15 protein-coding genes and 1 pseudogene are annotated in these 17,284 nt (G+C 59.2%); 4 read left to right on the top strand and 12 right to left on the bottom strand.

The features are described from left to right. Nucleotides 1-801: 801 nt before the first annotated feature. The gene (locus JQ611_RS28250) at nucleotides 802-1,728 is read left to right on the top strand and encodes an alpha/beta fold hydrolase (protein ID WP_212467262.1); all 927 of its coding nucleotides are present in this window, start codon (nucleotides 802-804) and stop codon (nucleotides 1,726-1,728) included. Between the two features lie 45 nt (nucleotides 1,729-1,773). Here JQ611_RS28250 and JQ611_RS28245 read toward each other — a convergent pair whose 3' ends face one another. The 4 genes and pseudogenes from JQ611_RS28245 to JQ611_RS28230 all read right to left on the bottom strand — a co-directional run. Further along, complete coding sequence (locus tag JQ611_RS28245) at nucleotides 1,774-2,019, bottom strand: hypothetical protein (RefSeq protein WP_212467261.1); 246 nt, start codon at nucleotides 2,017-2,019, stop codon at nucleotides 1,774-1,776. Between the two features lie 117 nt (nucleotides 2,020-2,136). Continuing rightward, nucleotides 2,137-3,657 carry a malonyl-CoA synthase gene (locus JQ611_RS28240; RefSeq protein ID WP_212467260.1) on the bottom strand — a complete coding sequence of 507 codons (1,521 nt, stop codon included), beginning with the start codon at nucleotides 3,655-3,657 and terminating at the stop codon, nucleotides 2,137-2,139. Beyond that, nucleotides 3,654-5,063 carry a malonyl-CoA decarboxylase gene (locus JQ611_RS28235; protein ID WP_212467287.1) on the bottom strand — a complete coding sequence of 470 codons (1,410 nt, stop codon included), beginning with the start codon at nucleotides 5,061-5,063 and terminating at the stop codon, nucleotides 3,654-3,656. Before JQ611_RS28235 ends, JQ611_RS28240 begins: the two co-directional genes overlap by 4 nt. Before the next feature lie 27 nt (nucleotides 5,064-5,090). Further along, nucleotides 5,091-5,363 (bottom strand): annotated as a pseudogene (locus tag JQ611_RS28230) (TRAP transporter large permease subunit); the annotation flags it as partial. 135 nt (nucleotides 5,364-5,498) lie between these two features. On the opposite strand from JQ611_RS28230, the gene JQ611_RS28225 reads away from it, so the two are divergent. Continuing rightward, complete coding sequence (locus tag JQ611_RS28225; protein ID WP_212467286.1) at nucleotides 5,499-6,182, top strand: GntR family transcriptional regulator; 684 nt, start codon at nucleotides 5,499-5,501, stop codon at nucleotides 6,180-6,182. Between the two features lie 122 nt (nucleotides 6,183-6,304). Here JQ611_RS28225 and JQ611_RS28220 read toward each other — a convergent pair whose 3' ends face one another. The 7 genes from JQ611_RS28220 to JQ611_RS28190 form a co-directional block, all read right to left on the bottom strand. Next, entirely contained in the window at nucleotides 6,305-7,378 is a 1,074-nt protein-coding gene (locus JQ611_RS28220; RefSeq protein WP_212467259.1) for a maleylacetate reductase, read from the bottom strand. A 50-nt stretch (nucleotides 7,379-7,428) separates the two neighbouring features. Next, nucleotides 7,429-8,292, bottom strand: coding sequence for an intradiol ring-cleavage dioxygenase (locus tag JQ611_RS28215; RefSeq protein WP_212467258.1), 864 nt, complete (start codon nucleotides 8,290-8,292; stop codon nucleotides 7,429-7,431). A 67-nt stretch (nucleotides 8,293-8,359) separates the two neighbouring features. Further along, on the bottom strand, nucleotides 8,360-10,018 hold the full coding sequence (locus JQ611_RS28210; protein ID WP_212467257.1) for an FAD-dependent oxidoreductase: 1,659 nt from the start codon (nucleotides 10,016-10,018) through the stop codon (nucleotides 8,360-8,362). Nucleotides 10,019-10,092: 74 nt separating this feature from the next. Continuing rightward, nucleotides 10,093-11,055 carry a tripartite tricarboxylate transporter substrate binding protein gene (locus JQ611_RS28205; RefSeq protein WP_212467256.1) on the bottom strand — a complete coding sequence of 321 codons (963 nt, stop codon included), beginning with the start codon at nucleotides 11,053-11,055 and terminating at the stop codon, nucleotides 10,093-10,095. A 100-nt stretch (nucleotides 11,056-11,155) separates the two neighbouring features. Continuing rightward, nucleotides 11,156-11,935, bottom strand: a complete 780-nt coding sequence (locus tag JQ611_RS28200) for an alpha/beta fold hydrolase (RefSeq protein ID WP_212467255.1) — start codon at nucleotides 11,933-11,935, stop codon at nucleotides 11,156-11,158. A 43-nt stretch (nucleotides 11,936-11,978) separates the two neighbouring features. Next, entirely contained in the window at nucleotides 11,979-12,593 is a 615-nt protein-coding gene (locus JQ611_RS28195; protein WP_249133508.1) for an NADPH-dependent FMN reductase, read from the bottom strand. Between the two features lie 117 nt (nucleotides 12,594-12,710). Next, nucleotides 12,711-13,751 (bottom strand): LLM class flavin-dependent oxidoreductase, encoded by a 1,041-nt coding sequence (locus JQ611_RS28190; protein WP_212467254.1) that lies wholly within the window; start codon nucleotides 13,749-13,751, stop codon nucleotides 12,711-12,713. A gap of 134 nt (nucleotides 13,752-13,885) precedes the next feature. Here JQ611_RS28190 and JQ611_RS28185 point away from each other — a divergent pair, with 134 nt between their 5' ends. Beyond that, nucleotides 13,886-14,824 (top strand): LysR family transcriptional regulator, encoded by a 939-nt coding sequence (locus JQ611_RS28185; RefSeq protein WP_212467253.1) that lies wholly within the window; start codon nucleotides 13,886-13,888, stop codon nucleotides 14,822-14,824. A gap of 261 nt (nucleotides 14,825-15,085) precedes the next feature. On the opposite strand, the gene JQ611_RS28180 is transcribed toward JQ611_RS28185, so the two are convergent. Further along, nucleotides 15,086-15,874, bottom strand: a complete 789-nt coding sequence (locus tag JQ611_RS28180; protein ID WP_212467252.1) for a cyclase family protein — start codon at nucleotides 15,872-15,874, stop codon at nucleotides 15,086-15,088. 483 nt (nucleotides 15,875-16,357) lie between these two features. On the opposite strand from JQ611_RS28180, the gene JQ611_RS28175 reads away from it, so the two are divergent. Further along, nucleotides 16,358-17,272, top strand: coding sequence for a LysR substrate-binding domain-containing protein (locus JQ611_RS28175; RefSeq protein ID WP_212467251.1), 915 nt, complete (start codon nucleotides 16,358-16,360; stop codon nucleotides 17,270-17,272). The last annotated feature ends 12 nt before the right edge of the window (nucleotides 17,273-17,284 follow it).

Below are 17,284 nucleotides of genomic sequence, written 5' to 3'. Positions count from 1 at the left end.
AAGACTTGTCGCGAGACCACCTGCGACGTGGCCCCCGCTGCCTCCGCAGCGGGGGCTTTTTGCTGTGGAGACGCTCGATTGGTCCGGGTCAGCCATCATTTGCGTGGGTAAAACGTTGTGTGCGTCTGCGCAGCCATTGGCGTATTGTAAAGCGCAAGGCGCGTCCGAAAGCAGTCGTGTTAACAGTTACAAGCACACCCAAGCCGGCTGTTTGCGCACGATCACGTAGGGTTCCCAGACCGTCCGGCCGTCGATGGAGCCCGATTCCGAGGCCTGTCTCGGCCGAAGGCATAAATTGGGTTAGTCAGTCACCACAACTTCCGTTTTCCGGACGACGTTCTTTGATGGCCGGAGTACCCGTGGCCGTTCTGGCCTCCCACTTGGCCACTTCGGCCCTCCTCGTCAAACAGAGTTCCGCACATGCTGGTACCTTCAACATGACGAGGAGGGGCTCAAGCATGTCCGGCTCCACAGCCCATTGCACGAATATCTGCGCTAACGGCTTAGCGGCGCACCAGGGAGATAGCACTATGGCGGAGGTGCGGATCGTTCCTACTTGCCCAATCCCCGTGTTTGGAAGGCGGTCATCGCCGCGTATCGGCAGCGCCGCGTTGGAGGTGCGGGGGCGTCCCGGGCGCCGAACTTGTGGACTGCTTTGGGATTTCGACGCCTTTTCTTACCTCGCACGTTTCACTGCCCGGGCAGGAGTCTGGAAAGCAATAGCCTTTGCAAGCGCGCTGACCCTTAGGTCGGGAACGTCATGAACCGCCCAATCATCGGGCCACCAACCAAGGAGGGATTATGGATCGTCGGAGTGTAATATGCGGCGGTGTCACGATAGGCGCAGGTCTTGGCGTTTCCAAAGCCGCCGCACAAATGGCGACAAACAAACCGGCCTTCTTGTTCATCCATGGAGCGTGGCACGGTGCTTGGTGCTGGACGTCCGTCCTCCCTTACCTGGCCGCCGCTGGTCACACGGCAATCGCAATCGATTTGCCCGGCTACGGTTTGAACACCCGGTTTCCCAAATCCTATTTCAAGCGACCGCTTGATCGTGAAGCGTTTGCCAACGAACTATCGCCTATCTCGAACGTAACAATCGACCATCAAGTTGCGGCCGTTTCAACCGCCCTAGATTCGCTAATGAGCGGCGGCAGCCCGCCAGTCGTTCTGGTTGGCCATAGTATGGGAGGGATGCCAATCACTGCTGTTGGAGAGGCGATGCCGCAAAAAATACGTAAGCTTGTATATTTGGCGGCGATGATGTTGCCCCCAGGAAAAACATTGCTGCCGTATCTCACGGGTCCCGAGTCGAAAGACAGCTTGATCGGAAACCTTGTGATGGGTGTTTCAGAAACGGCGCGTGCAGGACGCATCGACCCCAGATCAACAGACCCTGAATATAGAGTAACGATGAAGGAAGCGTTCTTTGGCGACGTCAGCGGCGAGCAAGCGGATGCCGCCATAAACCTGTTGCAGCCGGATTATCCGGTCGTGAACGGTCCCATCATGACGACCGCCCAGCGTTGGGGGAGTATTCCAAGAAGCTATATCCTGACAGAGCAGGACAAAGGTGTACTTCCGGCGCTGCAACGCCGTTTCATTCGGGAGGTGGATGAGGCCCTGCCAGCGAGCAAGACCGACGTGCGGCCCATCAACACTAGCCACTCCCCATTCCTCTCGAGGCCAGCCGAACTCGCGAAAATTCTGATCGAACTGGCGGTATAACCGGTCTCAATCGCGGCTTCGGCGGAACGTTTCACCTCGGAGCGGCTAGCGCATCGCTATCGGTCTCGGGTCGCTCGACATCATCAGGCGTACCCCTGATCGATGCGAATTCCTTATCCCTTTTTTCACCGCGACCGGCGCGCTGCTGGATACGGTCAATTGGCAGGACGCGATCGCGCGAGTGATCGAACAGGGCAAGCTCGCGAACTCATGGCGCGGCGCGACGAGGAGCGCGCAGGGGCGCGTGTACGGCATCGGCCCTGCGATCGTCGAGCCCAGCGTGTCGAACATGGGCTATATCACGCGAAGTGCGAAGCTTCCTCGACTTCGTCGCCCGCTCGAAGTGGCAACCATGCGTCTGTTGATCACGCCGGAGGCGGGGGCAGTTCAAGTGAATGGCCCTTTAATCTAGTCAACCTTGGCTGAATAGAGATCGCCGAAGCGCTCCCGCAGCAGCGCCTTTTGGACCTTGCCCATGGCGTTGCGTGGCAATGCGTCCACGAAGATGATGCGCTTTGGCTGCTTGAACTTTGCCAATCTTACCGACAGTGCATCGAGAATGGCACGTTCATCCACCGAGGAACCGGACGCTCGGACAACGGCGGCCGTGACGCCCTCGCCAAAGTCTGCGTGCGGAACGCCAACGACTGCGCTTTCAGACACGCCCGGGATCGCGTCGATTTCCGTCTCGATTTCCTTTGGGTATACGTTGAAGCCGCCTGTGATGATAAGATCCTTGCCGCGGCCAACGATGTGCAGATAGCCGCGCGTGTCGAGCTTGCCGAGGTCGCCGGTGATGAAGAAACCGTCGGTACGGAATTCTGCCGCGGTTTTGTCGGGCATTTTCCAGTAGCCCGCGAAGACGTTCGGCCCCTTTACCTCGATCATGCCAACTTCATCGCTGGGCAGCTCAACGCCAGTCTCGAGATCCGTGATGCGAACTTCAACGGCGGGCAGGGCGCGGCCCACGGAGCCGGGGATTCGCGGACCTTCGTACGGATTGGAGGCGATCATGCCGGTCTCGGTCATGCCGTACCGTTCGAGGATCTCGTGACCAGTCCTCTGTTTCCAGGCAAGGTGGGTCTCCGCCAAGAGCGGCGCGGATCCTGCGACGAACAGCCTCATATTGCCGGTCGTTTGGTCGTTCAAATTTTCGCTCTGAAGCAGCCGGACATAGAAAGTCGGCACGCCCATCAATACGGTCGATCGTGCCATTGCAGGCAGAATGCGGTCCGCGTCGAATTTCTGCATGAACAGGATGCGCGCGCGCGCAGCGAACGTCACATTGCAGGCTACGAAGAGCCCGTGGATGTGATAGATCGGGAGGGCGTGGATCAGGATGTCCCTGTGAGAGTAGCGCCACTGCGCGACCAGCGTCAGGGCGTTCGAAACCAGATTTCCGTGCGTCAGCATCGCTCCCTTGGAACGTCCCGTGGTACCTGACGTGTAGAGGATGGCTGCGAGATCATCCTTCGCTCTTGGCACGGTGTTGAAATCCGCAGAATAGACCGCCGCTGCATCGACAAGCGAGCCCTTGCCCTGATGATCCAGCGTCTCGACGTGTCCGCCGGCCTTTGCTGCAATGGCACGCAGGTCGGCCTCTTCCTTCGGATCGCAAACGATCAAGGTCGGCTGCGCGTCGCGGACGAAATACTCGGTCTCTGCCGGCGTATAGGCGGTGTTGAGCGGCAGATAGACCGCGCCGGCGCGAAGGGTTGCAAGATATAGTGCAACCGCCTCGACGGATTTCTCGACCTTTGCGGCAACGCGATGATTAGGGCCAATGCCCTTGTTGGCCAGGAAGCCGGCGAACCTGCCACTGAGGGCGGCGAGTTCGCCGTAGGTCAGCGTTGCGCCACTCTCCTTCTCGATGCAGATGGTCTGATCAGTTTCCGAAGGAAGCAGGCGGTCGAACAAATTCCAGGTCATGACGAGATGTTCCGTTGAGGGTTTGCTTTGGGGCTTGGAACGAGATCACGGGACGACAGCCCGGCTCGCAGCGCTTTCTTCACTTTGTCCGAGGCGACGACGGTTCCGTGCTCCGCAAACGCTTCATGGTTCACCTCGATATGATCCAGCGCGTAGAGATAGTTGACCATCAAGCCGTAGGATTGCTTCATGCCTTTGCCGGAGCCATCGCCCAGGAAATTCAGGCGTTCCAGCCGAGCACCGTTGCCGAGATGGAAGCGCGCGACCGGATCGAGCGGCTTGCCGGATGGAAGCTTCGCCTTGAGGAAGTAGTAAGCGCCAAGGGACGTGATGGCCTCTCGCGCCTGTTCGATGTCACCGCCGTCGTCGAGTGCTGACAGTACGCGTCGCGTCTCCTCATCGATCGCGACCGAGGCTTCAGCCTTCAGTTCACGCTTCACCCAGCCGGCGAAGCCTGGGACCGGCGAGAGCGTGACGAAGGTCTTGAGGTTGGGCAGTTCGCGGGCGAGGTCCTGCACCACCTGCTTGATCAAAAAATTGCCGAACGTGACGCCTGCCAGGCCCTTTTGGGTGTTCGAGATCGAATAGAATACGGCGGTCGTGGCTTCATGGGCGACTATTGCCTGCCGCGATTTGTCCAGGAGCGGACCGATCGCGCCGGGGATCTCCTTCGTGAGCGCTACCTCGACGAAGATCAGCGGCTCGTCGATGAGCTGCGGGTGAAAGAAGGCATAGCAGCGACGATCCGCCGGCTCGAGCCGGTTACGCAGATCGTCCCAGTCCTGGATGGCGTGGACCGCTTCATGCTTGATGATCTTCTCGAGGATGTTGGCGGATGTGTTCCAGTCGATGGGGCGCAGCACGAGAAAACCCCGGTTGAACCAGGACGAGAACAGATGAACGAAGTCGTCGTTGACCGGCTGGAGCTCGGGATGCTCACGCAGGAGCGAGAGCAGGACTTCCCGGACGCGCACCAGAGAAGCCGTCCCTCCCGGCGACAGATTTAAGCGCCGGATGAGTTCCTGCCGGCGCGGTTCTGCCGCCGCGTGCAGTGCTTCGAGCTTGGTGTAGTCGCCCCCTTCCTCGCGCTGATAGTCGGCAATCGCAAGTTCGATGGAACGACGGTCAGGTCCGAACCGGTCGGCAAGCGAGACGAGAAACTTCAGTCGTTGAGGCTCGTCAGCCCGCTCGAAAGCCGCAAGCAGCGATTGCGCGATCGCTACGCCCGAGGCTTCGCCGCGTCGGGAGAGAAGCGCCTCGCCCAGAACCTCGAGGTCGTGATCCTGACCTGCACCACGATCCGGCTTCATGCCAAGGACCGCCCGACCACGCTGCGTCAGCGTGTCGATCAGCCCTTGCAGGAATTCGGGCGCCGCTCTGCGTGCGGACTTGATATCGTTGAGCATGTCATCACCGTTTTGATTATGGGCAGGCGGCCCCATCACCAGATTGGGCAACCAGGTGGAAATTGAGGGAACGAGACAGAGCATCACGACAGCCAATGCCATCAGCAGGACGAATGGCAGCGCCCCACGGATCACGACCCGCAAGGGGATGTCGGGCGCGATGTTCCGAACACGAAGATGTTGAGACCCACCGGGGGATGGATAAGGCCCATTCTCCATCGCGACGGTCATCACCACGGCAAACCAGATCAGGTCGAAGTCGGCGTCCCGCAAAGGCAGAACGATGATCGGCGCAGCCATCGGGGACGATAGAAACCGGGAGGAAGACGCCGTATTGCATTTTTTAGCTGCCGTATTGTATACAATTAGCTTCTAACTGCATGCTGTATGTCTTGTCAAGCTTATGGTATGGAAGGTCGACAACGAGTGTATGCAATGGGCCAAGCTTTTAGCCTCAAGCAGGCCATCGAAGATGCTGTGATTGCAGGGGAATTTGTCCCCGGCGACCGGCTGGACGAAGCTTCGTTGGCAGATCGATTCGGAGTGTCGCGAACGCCGATCCGGGAAGCGCTACTTCAGCTTGGCGCCGAAGGCTTCATCGACGTCCGACCGCGCCGCGGCGCGATTGTGAGCGTGCCCACGCCGACGCGCCTGTTCGAAATGTTCGAGACAATGGCGGAAATCGAAAGCGCATGCGGACGATTGGCCGCGCGCCGCCTCACCTCCGATCACGAGGCGGCCATTGAAGCCGCGCATCGCGGCTGCGAGACCCCAGCGAGAGAGGGCGATACCGAGCGGTACTATATTGTGAATCGCCAGTTTCACGAGGCGATCTACCGCGCCAGCCGCAACGAGTTTTTGGCTGATCAGGCGCTAGCGCTGCACAAGCGGTTAAGCGCCTATCGCCGCATCCAGCTTCGCGCGCGCAACCGCCTGCTGCAATCTCTGCAGGAGCATGCCGGTATTCTCGAGGCGATCCGTGCCGGCGACGAGCAACTCGCGGCAACTCGGCTTCGCGATCATGTCATGGTGCAGGGCGAGCGGTTTTCCGACATGGTGCTCGGTCTTGCTGGGAACGCTCGCCCGGCTGCTGCTGGAAGCAGGAGTGGGTCGAAATAGAGGTTTGCTTCAGCCTGGGGCTGAGCATCCGAGGTGGGATTCCGCGAAGCGCCGATGTCAAGCGATCTTGCCGCGACGGAGTGAGCTTCTGCTTGCCGCCAAAACCGATGCCATCCACCGGTTCATGTGTCTGACGTATAGCGTTCAATATCGCCTGCCCAGGCATCGCCGATGAGATCGCGAATCGCGCTCCGATCGATAGGGCGCGGATTCCAGTATGGGCTCTGCACGGCGAGATCGGCCGCCCGCTCGATATCGCGCTCCTCCATTCCAATCGATTTCAGGCTGTTCGGACTGTCGAGTTTCTTTGCCAGATCGACCAGGGCCTGTGTCCCGCTATGGCCGCCGAGGGCACGAGCAACCGCCTGGTCAGCCTCCGGCGCTGCCTTTGCGTTGTAGGCCATGGCGTAAGGCAGAATGACCGTGTGCGTGTCCGCGTGCGGCAGGTTGAAGGACCCGCCCACCACATGACAAAGCTTGTGGTGCAACGCCATACCGACTGATCCAAGGCAGATTCCGCACAGCCATGCGCCGTAGAGCGCCTCCGCACGCGCTTTCCGGTCCTGGGGATTGGCGACGATTGCAGGGAGCGCGCGCCCCATTGCGGCGATCGCTTGCTCGGCCATCATCGAGATGACCGGATTGCGGTCCTGCGCGTACAGAGCTTCAACCGCGTGCGCGATGGCGTTGGTGCCCGATGTGACGGTCAATCGCGGCGGCAAGGTGAGACTGAAATCGACGTCATAAATGACGATCTCCGGAAGCACCTTCAGCGTGCGTTGAGTGATCTTTTGGCCGCCTTCGGTCTCGCCGATGATCGGAGTCATTTCCGAACCTGCATAGGTGGTTGGAATGACGATCTGGGTTAGATCCGTGCGGAGCGCGATGGCTTTTCCGAGTCCGGTCGAGGAACCTCCTCCAAAGGCGATGGTGCAGTCCGCATCGCAATCCCTTGCCGCTCGTAGTGCCCGTTCGGTGACCTCGGTAGGCGTGTGCATGGTGGCATCAGTGAAGGTGCCTGCCGCCAGCACTCCGATGGAAGCGGCGATGTCTTTCAGCGCCGCAGCCTGTTCCGGTGTGCTCAACAGCAGCGCACGCGTGCAGCCGGCGCGCTGCATCTCCGATTCCAGAGACGAGACCGTGCCGGAACCGAAGATGACCCGGCCCGGCAGAGCATTATAGACAAATGACTGCATGACGAACTGGTCTCCGTCTCAGGGTGCGTTCATATCGTCGAATCCGGCAATCATGCTCTTTTCCGCAGCACGAAATCATACCCCAATGTGAAGAAGGGGACATCCAGTATGCGTCCATCCGGCGCTTTGCCTGCTTCATGGCGGACGAAATCTCCGATCAAAGAGTCCTTGACCCCGAAGACAGCATCTGAATCCAGATACTGGTCGCCATTGACGAAGACGTGAGTTGTGAGCTTCTCATGATCGGGAGCGTCGATCATGAAGTGCACATGCGCCGGTCGCCAGGGGTGGCGCGCTTGAGCCGTAAGCATGTCGCCGACCGGGCCATCGTAGGGGATCGGATAGGCTGCCGGCTTGATCGACCAAAAGTGGTAAACGCCGTCGGCGTCGGTGTGCAGGCGCGCTCGGCCGGCAAGACCTTCGGTCTGCTCGAGGTGCTGTACATCATAATAGCCCTCCTTGTCGGAGTGCCACACGTCGACGACGGCATTGGCGAGTGGAGCACCTCCGGTAGACGTCACCCGGCCGTGAACATAGAGAGGATCACCTTCCAGCGTCCCCCTGATATCGGCGCCTGACGGGTATTCCGGCGGATTCTCGACATAGAATGGGCCGAGCACGGTGGTTTCCGTGGCGCCGGGAGAGGCGTGATTGATCGCGTCGACCAGCATCGACACGCCGAGCGTGTCGGAGAGCAGGATGAATTCCTGACGATTGCCGTCACAGGTCTTGCCGGTGCGTGTCAGGAAATCAATCGCATAAGACCATTCCGCTTCGGTCAGGCGCACATCGCGCACGAAATCATGGAGATGGCGGATCAGCGAAGCGCTGATCGCTTTGACCCGCGCATCGGGGGCGTCCTTGATACGCTCGATAACGGCGTCAGTGATGGTAGATTCGTTGAAATTCCTCATTGGTTCCTCACGCCTTTTCGCTGTGCGCCGCTCGTTTCACGACGGCTGTTGGCAATTCAAGTGTCAATCATTCCCGGCCAAGAACGCGCCGGAGGATGTCCGTTGCAGATTCATCGCTACTGCCGCGCCATGCGACAATCTGGTCCGGCCTGATCAAGACGAGATCGGCCAGGTAGAGATCTCGCGCCTCATCCGATCGGAGATCGACGACTTGCATGTCGAGCCCTAACGCACTAGCCGCCGCTGCAATCTGTCGCCCGTCGGCGCGGTTAGAAAGCCGCAGCAGGGTCCATTCAAAGCCGAAGCGGTCGTAGAGGGATTGCTCTGGCGACAGCCACAAATGAGGTGCGCGTCCGCCGGGACAGGCCGAAGGAACATACAGGTTGGCCGCATCCGGCGGCGGTTCCGTTCCGTCCGAAACCGTGATGGGCGAGGTGTAGTATCGCGCGCCGAAAGTGATTCCGGGGATGTTGAATTCGGCCTTGCCGTGCGCCTCGAGATAGCTGCCGGCCAGGCGGCGTGCTTCCGCACCGTCAGATGTCTGGTTCTCGATCTCCGGGACTGGCACGAACATTCCCAGCGAGTCGGCAAACTGCCGCGCGTAAGCCGTGTTGCGTCTGGCGTTCGGTTGCCGCTCGGCCTCGTAGCTGGAGAGCAGATCAGGACCGCCGCTCCCGCGGATTGTGGCTGCGAGTTTCCAGCCAAGATTCACCGCGTCCTCGATGGCGGTGTTGTAGCCAAGTCCGCCGGCAGGGGTGAACAGATGGGCGGCATCGCCGGCTATGAAGGCGCGGCCGCGCCGGAATTGGTCGGCCACCAGCGCATAGCCAGCTATCCAGGTGCCGTGGGACAGGATTTCGGCCTGGATCGGCGCGCCAACGGCTTCCTGGAACATCGCGAGCGCGCGTTCCCGTGTGATCTCGCCTTCGACTTCGTGGGGACGCAATTGGGTATGGAAGGCAAACTCGCCCTTGCCATCGACCGCCGCCATGAAGGCCCGACGTTCATGATTGAAGGTGACGTTCATCCAGGCGGGCGGATGCGGTACAGCCTGATAGAATTCCGGCGCACGGAGGTAGATCGCAAACATACGCCCACCGAAGAAGTCGCGCACGGCGCCTTCCTCACCGGTGTACTGGAAACCGAGCGCCTGTCGCACCGTGCTGCGCGGACCATCAGCGCCGACAAGAAATGCAGAACGTATCCGATGCGCCTTGCCGTCGTTCACCCGTTCGATATCCGCCTCGATGCCATCAGTTGTCTCGCTGAAGCCGGTGAGCCGCCAGCCATAGTGAACCGAGATTCCAGGCAGAGCATCGGCATGCCGCCTCAGCACCTGTTCAACGAATTTCTGGGACACGCGATGGGGCAGCTCCGCGGCGCTCCACGATCCCGAGAGCTGCTTCACACGCTCGACCGCTTCGCGCGCCGAAGGCAGCTTGAAGCGCGCGAGTTCGTGCTTTGCGTAACGGGTGAAATAAGCAATGTCGGTCGGAAAGTCGGGCGGCAGGCCCAGGGCACGGATTTCACCGGCGAACCCCAATCGCCGGAAATGCTCCATGGTACGGGCTTGCGTTGCGTTGGCTTGTGGATTGAAAGCGGTGGTCGGCTTCTGATCTACGAGAACGGCGGTCACGCCGCGCCGCCCCAGCTCGTTGGCGAGCATGAGGCCACACGGGCCACCCCCGACGATGAGCACGGAACAGTCGCTTGGAGGTGTCGTCATTTACCGTTCTCGCTGGGCGGCGGAATCTGCAGAGCAGCGCCGCTTTCTTGGGTCGCGGGCTTGAGCTTCCGGCGCTAATTGCCGGCCGTGATTCCCTTTTCCCGGATGATTGCGCCGAACCGTTTGGAATCTTCACGAGACTTTTCTCGAAACTGATCGGGCGACATTGTCGCAGGGATGTTGCCGACCGCCATTATGCGCTCGGTGAGTGCGGCCGTCGCGAGCGCCCGGTTAATCTCGGAATTCAGGCGTGCAATAATGTCGGCTGAGGTTCCGGCAGGCGCATAGACGCCGAAAACAGCGTCCGCGTCAAAGCCGGTGAGACCGAGCTCCTCCAACGTCGGCACCTCGGGAAGTTGCGGTGAGCGCTGCAGGCTTCCAATTGCAAGGGCCCGCAGCTTGCCGGCTTTCACGTGCTCGATGGCGATACCGGGGTCGAACAGGAAGTCGATCTGCCCTGCAAGCAGATCGTTGAGCGCTGGTGCTGCGCCACGGTAAGGCACATGTACGGCCTCCGTACCGGTCATCTTCTTGAGCATTTCCGCCGCAAGATGCGGGGAGCTTCCGATCCCGGGCGATCCAAAATTGCGTTTTCCAGGGTTGGCCTTGAGATCGGCGACAAACGCCTTGAAATCCAGCGCGGGGTTCTCCGTCCGAACGACGAGATAAAAGGGGACCCGCGCGACGGAAGCGACGGGAACCAGATCCTTCGCGGGATCGAAGGGCATCTTGGCATACAGATAAGGATTGATCGCGACCATGCTGCCTGACGACATGAGCAACGTGTAGCCATCGGGCGCGGATCGGGCCACTGCTTCTCCGCCGAGATTTCCGTTGGCACCGGCCTTGTTTTCGACGACCACCGGCTGCCCGAAGGTTTCACTGAGGGACTGACCTATGAGCCGTGCAAGTAGGTCGGCTGCCCCTCCTGGAGGAAAGTTGACGACCAGTCGAATGGTATGGGCAGGCCAAGTCTGCGCCAGTGATGTAGATGTCAAGCTCACGACGAAAGCGAGCGCGATTGCAATGGCTCTCATGTTTGTCTCCCCGGATCGTGTCGTTTGAAGGAAAGTGGTGGATCCTCGGTCCGTCGATAGGATCGCTCCCATGCATGAGAGCGGCCCGAGCAGCTTGCGCTCAACCCGCGAGGAAATCGCCAATCGTTGTGATGCAGCTCGGCTCTTCCTGCATAGCGAAGTGCCCGACACCAGGCACAATATGGATGCGTGCCTTCGAAATTTCTCTCGCCCAGAGCTCTGCCTGGCTTGCAAGTGATACCCGGTCCCTGTCGCCCCACAACATGAGAGTTTCGTTGGGTATCCGGCTCAGCCATCGGCGGAGATTCGGATGGCCTACGCCATGGGCCTTCCGAATATTGTTCAGCGCGTTGCTTTCCCGTTCCCTTGCTGCAATGAACTGTTCTGTCGGAGGAGCAAGCGAACCTCCGGGAAAGTATTGGGCTGCGACTTCCGTTCGATGAGCCAGGTATTGCGGCAAATCTTGCGGAGCGATCTTGGTGGGGTCGGCGCCGCGATGATCAGGGTGGTTGAGCCCAGCAGGTGCATTGAGCACCAGACGGGCAAAACGTTCACCGGCGACCGCGGCAATTTCCGCCGCCATCCACCCGCCCATGGAATGTCCCACGAGGTGCGGCCGATCCAGGCCCAATGCTGCGATGAGCCGCAGGTTATGAACAATCAAATCCTGCATCCCGCAGATGTGCGGTGCAGGCCCACTTTCGCCGAAGCCGGGATGAAACGGCAGATAGATCCGAAACCTGTCGGCTAAGGCCCGTGCCCATTCATGCCCCTCGATGGTTGCGGCGCCGTGAAGCGCCAGGACAGCCGGGCCTTTTCCGATGACCTTTATCACCGTGTCGACGCCGTCGATGTCGAGCCTTATCGTTTCGAATGTCACGCCAAACTCCTTGCTGAGTCCGTGCTGGTCTTGCGCGCCGGGACTATGATTCGACGCTTTCGTCTGTCGGGATGGATGGTGCTCTCTGTTTGCCAAGACGCTGCATGCGCACGAAGTCGATCACCTGGTGCCCCACCGTCTCGAGCTGACGTTGGGTTGCCATATCGATACAATTGCCTTCAGCGTCGAATAGGGCTGCGGATGTGTTCAACATCGCACCAAGGGGCGTGGGCCAGCCCCTGAGCGAGTGAGCGATCGTCCGCAGTGCGCCCAATGTCTGTCCAACTGCCTGCCACCCGCCGGCGCATGCGATGCAGCCGACTGGAATTCCGTCAAGGTAAGTGCGCGAGTCCGTCCTGAGTTCTTCTGCGTAGTCGAGGGCGTTCTTGATCAAGCCGGATACTGATCCGTGGTAAGCAGGGGACGAGATAATAATGCCATGGCATTCACGAAGTGCGGCGAGGAGACGTGAAGCCTGGCCGGATTGCTGCTGCCCGGGCAAATACATCGGCAGAGCCAGTTCTGCGCCGGAGAGAAGAATTGTCCTGGCTCCTTTATCCTCGGCCGCCTTGAGACTGATCGCAAGCGCGCGTTCGGACGACGACCCATGCCGCGGGGTGCCGCCAATTCCGAGAATGAGAGGTCTATCCTGGATCATTATTCGCTCCAGTTGTTGTCCCGTGGCGACGGCTATTCGCAACTTGCTTACGTCAGTCGAAGATGCGGTAGTTGCTGCCCGTCAGCCGTTTGATTCCTGCTCGACCGATCAAGCCGATCAGCCGATCTGCGCGCGGCGCATTTGGGGAATAACCTCCTCGCCAAACAGGGCGAGCGATTCGCGGCGACGCGGCGAAAAGCTCCTGCCCAACATCGCGAGTAAATGGCCTGCACCGCATTTGCGACACTGATCGATCACTTGCTCGGCGACTTGCGCCGGTGTCCCGGCGATATAGTCGTCGTCATGCAAGGAAAATCCGGCTCCAGCTCTCGGCGCATCGAGCGTTGACGCCGCGTGCTTGACGACGCGGGGATCGCCAGCCACGACCTTCAGAGTCGCTTCCTTCGCGGCCTTGGCTTCTTCTCGTGCCTCAGCGGCATCACGTGAAATGGAAATATTGCGCCGGACTGCGAGCTGATCGGGGCCTGCCGGCCGTCCCAACCGGGCACATTCACTTCGATACACGTCGAAGATTTCCGTTATGCGAGAGACGGATTCGAAGCCGGTGCAAATCTTGGATTGTCTTTGGGCTGATTTCTCCGCGGACCCGGTGCTTACGACAGTTGTCCATTTCGGCGGTGCAGGCTGCAGGAAAACGCCCGGCATCAGGCTGAGGTTCTCGAGCTTCCAGTACTTTCCACTATGGTTGATGACGGGGTTGATCAGGGCAGCATCAAGTATGTCCAGAGCCTCGTTGAACCGTTCACGGGCCTCCGCCATTCCCAGTCCTATCCGCTGCAGTTCCTGGGGTACGCCGGCTGCAAAGCCGATCTCGAGGCGTCCGTTTGTCAGGTGGTCAAGCATCGTCAGTTCTTCGATGATGCGCCACGGTTCATAGAGAGGCACGACGTTTCCCATCGTTCCCAGGCGCAACCGGCTGGTGTGGCGAGAGATCGCTGCGATCAGGAGATTGGGCGAGGGGCTCAACGAATGACCGAAGTGGTGCTCGCTGAAGAATATTCCTTCGAACCCGAGCCGTTCGGCTTCTAGCCAGAATGCGTAACCTTCGTTGAACACCGCGGTCACGGTGCCGGGCAGGGCTTTCCCATCGCTCGGCTCCGGGGCCTGCATGAACTCAAAAATCCATGGCTTGATCAAGGTCTGTTCCTCCCAGGCGTGACGGTCTCTTAATTGGCGGCTCCTTGAGCGGCGCATTCTCGATTACCCGGGTTTTGGAAATTTGAAAAATCGATTATAATGATCCGTGATATTTACATTATGGATGTGCTGAAATGCGGTTCGAAGGCCTGGATCTCAATCTCCTGGTCGCTCTTGATGCGATCCTTGAAGAACGCAGTGTCATGGAGGCCAGTCGGCGCCTACATCTCAGTCAGCCGGCGATGAGCGCCGCCATTGGACGATTGCGACAGTATTTCAACGACGAGATTTTCACGATTTCAAAGCGGAAGCTCGTGCCAACGCCATTGGCGCAATCGCTCGAAAAACCGACGCGCGACATATTGCTACGCATTCGGACCAATTTGATCTCGCCTCCGAAATTCGACCCGGCTAATTCAGAGCGGCGGTTTCGGCTGGTCGTTTCCGACTATGCGAGCATCGTATTGATGCATGCCGTGATGAAGCGCGTCTATCGGGATGCGCCGGGCGTTTGCCTCGAGATTCTTCCTTTCAGTGACCGGGTCGATGAGCAGCTTCAACGAGGAGAGGTCGATTTTGTCGTGGTCCCCGCGTCAAATCTCATTGACGGCCATCCCAACCAACATTTATTTGCCGACGAATTCTGCTGCGTCGCCTGGCGAGGTAACCGCCAGATCGGCCGTTCGATCTCGCTCCGGCGTTACCTCCAAGCCGGACATATAACGGCCCAACTCGGGCTTACGGGCGGCGCAGCCTTCGATGAACGGGCGCTCGTCCAGCTGGGTTATCGGCGGCGTATCGAGGTCATTGCCCCGAACTTTACCGCGATGGCGGCCATGGTGATCGGCACAGACCGTATCGCAACGATGCATCATCGGTTAGCTGCGATCTTTGCGCGAAACTTTCCGTTGAAGCTGCTGCGCGCGCCGGTCCGCATCCCTGCTTTTCGGGAGGCCCTTCAATGGCCGGCCTCGTTTCACATGGATCCCGCACTGGCATGGTTGCGCGAGATAATAACCGACGTTGCTTCCGAAGTTGACCGGACTCCGGCTGCACAAATGAGGGTTGGTTAAACAGCGCTCGAACCCCGCGCTCCTGGGTCGGACCGCTCGCGGTTGGACTTTCGTCACAAGCCGTTGATCTGCATCAAGACTTTTGTGTTGGCCTAGTTGGAATACTCTCCCTGAAAGATCAAAGCAAATTGGAGGCTTTTGATCGGCGACTCCCTCGGATTCGCGGATTCTACCAGAGCGTTTGCGCCGACAACTGTTGTTGAGCTGCGACTGTCTCTATCGTTGTCGAGTTGACCGTCCCTGGAATCGAGACCGTGTTTGCTACTGATCGATTAGCGCGACCGCACGAGTCCATCCAGCGGATGCCTCTGCGATTTTCACCGGCAAACAGATGACGGTGAAATCCTTGGCTGGTAGTTTGTCGAGATTGGTCAACTTTTCCAGGTGACAGTAACCGATGTCACGCCCAGCCTTGTGGCCCTCCCAGATGATGGAAGGGTCGCGCTTCTCTGTAAAACGCCTACGGGTCGCGGAAAATGGCGCGTCCCAGCTCCACCCGTCGGTACCCGTAAGCCGCACGCCCTGCTCAAGCAGATACAACGTTGCTTCGCGACCCATTCCGCACCCGCAATCAAGGTAGTTCGGCTCGCCAAATGCGGCTCCAGCTTTGGTATTGATCAAGACGATTTCGAAGGGCTTGAGCTTGTGTTCGATACGGTCAAGCGCAAGCTCCACGTCCCGAGCCGAACAAACATAGCCGTCCGGCAGATGCCGGAAATCAAGTTTGATACCGGGTTGGATGCACCATTCGAGCGGAACTTCATCGATAGTGATCGCCCGCTCGCCGCCATTCATGGTGGAATGAAAGTGCCAGGGAGCGTCGAGATGAGTTCCGCTGTGCGTGGTAAGGGTGACGTGCTCGATCGCCGCTCCCTGCCCCTCTGGCAATTCGACGGCTTTCAATCCCGGAAACAGCTCCTCAAACTCGAGCGCGCCGGCTGCGTGACTGGAGTACCGAATGTGCGGACGCATGTTTGGAGGATCAGACGGAATGTCGTTCTTTAGCGGCACTGAGAGATCAATAATGCGTTGTGACTTAATGCTACTCATTCTTGTATCCACTCCGTCCGCCTGCCGCTTCGGGAGCGAAGCAGATGATCTGCAGCGGCAGAGACGTTAGCCGTGCAAGTTCGTTCGCGGTAGCAATGAAGATGTGGCAGCGTTAGCTAAAACCCGTTCAACATTTGCTTCTGCTTTATCGGCAGAGAGGAAGGGGTCCGTTTCGATCGTTTGCGCGACGGCCCCGTCTCGACGGCAGACGCTCGAGATTGACGGGAGACGCAGTAGTGTGGCGGTAGTATTCGCCTCCGCCCGCGTCGGAATGCCAGGCTACTTTCGCAGGTAAGGTAATGGCTGTGCGCCCGGCCGGCGACGGCCATGACATGCCTTCAGCGAAACTTGACCAACCCTTGAACGAAATTTGGTCAACTGACCGGGTAAGTGCTAGGGTCAGCCCGCCTGCTAGGGCAGGCGCTAGTCTCAATCTTACAAGGGTCTGTCGTCCTAGTCATTAGGCCGTTGAACGGAGGGCGAATGGACTTGCGTTTACTCCAACACTTTCTGAGGGTCGCGGAGGTGGGGAGCATTAACGGCGCTGCCAAAGAGCTTGGCCTATCTCAGCCGGCTCTCAGCAGGTCGTTATCTCAGCTCGAGCATGACATCGGACGCCAACTCGTCGTGCGGTCCCGAACAGGGATTACGATCACAGAGGCGGGTTCAATTCTTGCCTCGCGAGCTGACACGCTCTTGCGCGAAGCGTGGGCGATCCGCGAGGAACTGACAAACGACTCAGCTGGACGTGTTGTGGTGGGAATGCCATCCGCATTGCGTAAACTTGTTACGCTGCCTGCACTTCAGATGATGCGTACCCAGTCACCAGGCACCGCACTCAGAGTGCACGAAGGGTTAAACGCGTTTCTTCGGGATATGATGAAACAGGGGATGCTCGACGTTGCGGTCATTGCCGTGGAGCAGGTCCCAGCCGCTGAATTTGTGCCTGAGGCGCGGGTCCGCGAACCGTTGGTGCTGGTGAGAAGCGACGGGCTGCGTCCCTCTCGAGAGCCGGTCCAAATCGAGGATGTCGTCGAATTTCCGCTGGCTCTCCCCGGTCGTCCTAATATCGTGCGCACGATAGTTGATCGTGCAATTCGAACACGAAATCTCACCGCAAAAATTCCACTGGAACCGGAAAATCTAGAACTATGTCTGGAACTCGTCCGTCGCGGACTTGTCGGACAGACCGTAACGCTCGAGTCTGCCCTGGTCGAAAGAGACATGAGCGGCATGCAGATTGTGGCGATCGAAAACTGGGATGTCCACTGGGCAGTGGTATTACACCGCCAACGACAGCACATCACTCCCATCCGCCGTCTCGCAACTATCATTGGAAAAACGCTTACCGATGCTGCGAGTAGCGGCAGGTGGTCGGGTGCGTCCGTGGTTCGATAGTTGCGTCGACAC

Origin of the sequence: Bradyrhizobium sp. AUGA SZCCT0182 (genome assembly GCF_018130185.1) — a bacterium.
Lineage (GTDB): Bacteria > Pseudomonadota > Alphaproteobacteria > Rhizobiales > Xanthobacteraceae > Bradyrhizobium.
The sequence above is the reverse complement of the archived record's forward strand: the minus strand, read 5'-3'. Positions and strand labels throughout refer to the sequence as shown.